Origin of the sequence: Micromonospora sp. NPDC051925 (assembly GCF_044548625.1) — a bacterium.
Classification (GTDB): Bacteria; Actinomycetota; Actinomycetes; order Mycobacteriales; family Micromonosporaceae; genus Micromonospora.
In genome coordinates this window covers 1-1,602 of record NZ_JBIUCH010000057.1, presented here as the reverse complement: position 1 = coordinate 1,602, position 1,602 = coordinate 1, and the positions used below count along the sequence as shown (strand labels likewise).

Here is a 1,602-nt window from a genome sequence, read left to right as displayed (position 1 = left end):
CTAGCTTGATCTTTAACCTGCGGCGCGGTGGCATCGACCCCGGCTGATCATGGAGACAGCCCTTGATCGATCATTCCTCTTGTCTAGGGAAGAAGATCGCAAACCAAGGGCTGTCTGGTGATCAGTGTGCACGATGCCGCGTCGACCGATGAGGTCGGGCGGCTGGCCGCGTTCCGGCGTGAGTTCCATGCCTGTCTGACCGCTCGTGGAGATGCGTTGTTCGAGCTGGCGGACGCGCTGTTGTGCGGGGACGCGCCGGTGCGTTCGTTGGTGGAGTTGTCGCTGGTGGGTGAGCACCGGCGCGGTCACGGCTCGCTGTATGCGGCGTTGAACCGTGGCCGGATCGACGTCGAGCGGCTGCGGAGCGCAGTCGCGGCGGTGCCGCTGCCGCGGGCCGCGGACGGGCGGATCGTCCTGGCGGTGGACGTGACGTGCTGGCTGCGGCCGGAGGCGCATACCTGCCCGCAGCGGGTGTTGTGTCACACCTACGGGCGTGGAAAGGACACCCACGTCGGAGTCCCGGGCTGGCCGTACTCGTTCGTTACCGCTTTGGAGGCCGGGCGCACCTCGTGGACCGCGCCTTTGGACGCCCGGCGGCTGGTGCCCGGCGACGACGCTGCTACGGTCACCGCCGGGCAGTTACGGGACGTGGTGCAGCGGCTGATCGCTGCCCGGCAGTGGCAGCCCGGTGATCCGGACGTGTGGATCGTCGCGGACGCCGGCTACGACGGGCCCCGGCTGGCGTTCCTACTGGCCGATCTCCCCGTTCAGGTTCTGGTGCGAATGCGTTCCGACCGGGTGCTGCGCCGACCGACGCCACCCCGGCTGCCGGGCACCACCGGCCGCCCACGACGCCATGGCGGCGAGTTCATCTTCGGTGACCCGGCCAGTTGGGGCGACCCGGACGCCGCCACGAGCACCGACACCCGTCTCTACGGCACCGCGACCGCCCGGGCCTGGCACCGGCTGCACCCCAGGCTGACCCACCGCACCGCCTGGACCGCCCAGCACGGCCCGCTGCCGATCATCGAAGGCACCGTGATCCTGTTGACCGTCGGCCGACTGCCCAGCGGCGCCACCGCGAAACCGGTCTGGCTGTGGTGGTCCCAACCCGCCGCCGCCACCGCCGAGGTCGACCTGCTCTGGCAGGCGTTCCTACGCCGCTTCGACATCGAACACACCTTCCGCATGCTCAAGCAAACCCTCGGCTGGACCAGCCCGAAACTGCGCGACCCGAATGCCGCTGACCGCTGGACCTGGTTGGTGCTGGCCGCCTACACCCAGCTACGCCTCGCCCGAGGCGCCGTCGGCGACCTCCGCCGGCCCTGGGAACGCCCTGCACCACCTGAGCGACTCACGCCCGCCCGCGTCCGCCGAGGCTTTCGGCACCTACGCACCAAAGCCGGCTGCCCCGCCGCCGCACCGAAACCGAGCCGACCAGGCCCCGGACGACCGCCCGGACACCCCAACCGCCAGCGAGCAGCCCGCCACGACGTCCATATCGTCACCGCCGCCACCAGCACAAAGGCCATAGGCGGCACGAAGAAAACGAAGGCTTCGCATAACCCGAGGCCACGACGGACGGGTTAAAGATCAAGCTAG

General features: G+C 69.7%; 1 protein-coding gene. It reads left to right on the top strand.

The window, feature by feature from the left end; translation table 11 throughout:
* Positions 1–117 precede the first annotated feature (117 nt).
* Entirely contained in the window at positions 118–1,590 is a 1,473-nt protein-coding gene (locus tag ACIG87_RS32260) for an NF041680 family putative transposase (protein WP_396855403.1), read from the top strand.
* Positions 1,591–1,602 lie beyond the last annotated feature (12 nt).